Genomic DNA, 2,519 nt, shown 5'->3' with positions numbered 1-2,519 from the left:
AATCATGGAAGAGCTCCTTAAAAATACTCTCAAGTACGTGCCATCCGGTTGCCGCGTAGAGATCAACGCCACACGCTTGGTCGAAGGGGTCCGGATACGTGTCGTCGACAACGGGGACGAGTTCTCGCCGGAGTCCCTGGCCACGCTGGGCAATCCCTTCACTCGTGCCCCCGGGCACCAGGACGTCCCCAGCAGCAGTGGGCTGGGCCTGGCCATCGTTGATGGGATTGCCAGAAACAGCGGCGGCAGCCTCACTCTGGACGCCAACAAACCACGAGGCTTGGTGGTGGAGATACTGCTGCCGGGACCCGCAAGGCCGCCGGCCAATAAAGTGGTCACTCGTGCGCCGACCGGTAGTACGCGCGCGCTCCCGGGTGCAGCGGCACTTTACCGGTGGAGATAGCGAAGCGGGGCTCCAGCCGCGCTCCCGCGGTCACGTCCCGTATCAGGTCAGACCATCGGTCGAACACCACTTCGAGTAGCGAACGGACAGCGCGCTCTGACGTGTCGGTGCGGGCCATGAGGTAGTAGCCGACGCCCAAGGTGCTCACCGGCTCCCGCAGCCCGTACACCCCTGCCGGAAGCGTGACCGCAGTGTAGACGGGACCATAGATGTCACGCAGCGGGCGCACGAGGCCGTCCAGCGCCAGGAACCGCAACGGCAGATCCTGCGCCAAGGCCGACAGCGCCGGTGTCGGCACGGCACCGGACCAGATCAAGGCGTCGATCTTTCCCAGCCGCAGGGTATCCACCGACTCCGCGAGGCCAAGCCACTGCTCCTGCACCGACCGGGCACCGGTCAGCCCGGCGGCGTGCAGCAACCGCCGCCCTTGATCTCCTGCGCCCTCGGGACCGACGCGGACCCGCCGCCCGGCGAGGTCCTCCACCGAGCGCACCGGCCCGTCCGCCGGGACGACGAGATGCGTGTAGTTCTCGTAGATCCGGGCCAGCGCCTTCCCCGGAATCGGTCGGGAGAACAGCTCGTGGCCGAGCACCGCGTTCTCGGCCGCGTCAGCCCTGGCCAGCGCGAACGCCGCACCGGTGTCCAGTTGCCGTAAACTATCTATACTCCCCAAAGTGGGGACCAAAATGATCTTCAGGTGCCGACCGTTCGCGGCGACAGCCCCCTCCAGCGCCCGGCTGAAGGCGTTGGAGGATCCACCTTCCGGTCCCGCGGCCAACGGAAAGCGCGGCACCGTCCCCGTCGTGTCCTGGGAACAGGTCGCCACCACAGTGGCCGCGGCCCCGACCAGAACAGCCCTCAGCAGATCTCGGCGGCTCGGGTCCGGCGATGGCGTCGCGCTCCTGCCCACGGCGGGCGCGTCTGCGCTGATCATAGCGAGATGCTAACAAAGCCGTCGCATTCGCGGTGGTCACTGTGGCACCGATCAGGTGCTGGGGGCACGCCATCCGTCAACGAGCACCTCGATCCCCTCGCCGCCGCGCTGGGCTATAAGAACCTGCTGGAAGCCGAGACGGGCAAGCCGCAGTGCTGTCATACACGCGGCTCTTCGGCATCGCCGTCGACTCCTTCCTTGTCGATGTTGTCGATGCGGGCTGCTTGATTTTTCAGTCAGGAACCGGGGCCCGCTGCGCTGGGCCGCCGTGGAGGCGGGAAAATTGGGCCGCGGCCGTCCGGGACGCCGATGCAACTGTGATGCCACAGGGTCTGTTGCGTTCGCTAGGTCCTTGATCGGGCAAGGTGGACGGATGCGTCGACGTGCCGTCCGTCCGCCGGTTCCCGTCTCTTCAGTTCACCGGGTTTCGGTTCCCAGCCGAGGGGAAGCGTGCTGGCGGTCCGCTGGTACCTGCGCTACGCGCTGTCGTACCGGGACGTCGAGGAGCTCCTGACCGAACGTGGCCTGACCGTCGATCATGTGACTGTCTACCGGTGGGTGCAGCGGTTCACTCCGCTGTTGATCGACGCAGCCCGGCCCTACCGACACTCTCCCGGGGACAGGTGGTGTGTCGACGAGACGTACGTGACGGTCTCCGGCCGGTGGATCTATCTGTACCGGGCGGTCGACCAGTACGGGCAGGTCATCGACGTGCTCGCCTCCGACCATCGCGACCTGGCGGCAGCCCGGACGTTTGTCACCCGTGCGTTGTCGCATGGCCGCCGGCCGGTCGAGGTGACCACGGATCAGGCCGCCGCCTATCCGCGGGTGCTCGACGAGCTGCTGCCCGCCGCCTGTCACAGCGATGCCCGGCGGGCGAACAACCGGATCGAATCCGACCACAGCCAGCTGAAAGCCCGACTCCGACCCATGCGCGGGCTCACACGCCTCCGTTCCGCGCAGACGATCAGTTCCGGGCATGCGAACGTGGCAGAACATCAGCCGCGGCCACTACGAACTCGGCCTCGACGCCGACCCGCACCTGCGGCTGTCGGCTGCCTTCACCGAGCTCGCACTGGCGGTCTGATCAGCGGTCCGGCGGGGCCTGGCATGTCTTGACTTCGCTGAACGCAACAGACCCGCCTGCTCCCGCACCCCGTTTCAGCCGGACCCCACCATCCG

General features: G+C 67.1%; 2 protein-coding genes and 1 pseudogene. 2 read left to right on the top strand and 1 reads right to left on the bottom strand.

Going from position 1 to position 2,519, the window contains the following annotated elements; translation table 11 throughout:
• Positions 1-4 precede the first annotated feature (4 nt).
• Positions 5-403 carry a sensor histidine kinase gene (locus DD1DGNOD_RS31320; RefSeq protein ID WP_430827822.1) on the top strand — a complete coding sequence of 133 codons (399 nt, stop codon included), beginning with the start codon at positions 5-7 and terminating at the stop codon, positions 401-403.
• On the opposite strand, the gene DD1DGNOD_RS16700 is transcribed toward DD1DGNOD_RS31320, so the two are convergent.
• Entirely contained in the window at positions 336-1,337 is a 1,002-nt protein-coding gene (locus DD1DGNOD_RS16700; protein ID WP_206443243.1) for a TAXI family TRAP transporter solute-binding subunit, read from the bottom strand. The two genes, DD1DGNOD_RS31320 and DD1DGNOD_RS16700, sit on opposite strands and share 68 nt — an antisense overlap.
• A 373-nt stretch (positions 1,338-1,710) precedes the next feature.
• Here DD1DGNOD_RS16700 and DD1DGNOD_RS16695 point away from each other — a divergent pair.
• Positions 1,711-2,424: pseudogene (locus DD1DGNOD_RS16695) on the top strand (IS6 family transposase).
• The last annotated feature ends 95 nt before the right edge of the window (positions 2,425-2,519 follow it).

Origin of the sequence: Candidatus Protofrankia californiensis, from assembly GCF_900634765.1 — a bacterium.
Lineage (GTDB): Bacteria > Actinomycetota > Actinomycetes > Frankiales > Frankiaceae > Protofrankia > Protofrankia californiensis.
This window is presented reverse-complemented; position numbering and strand designations above follow the sequence as displayed.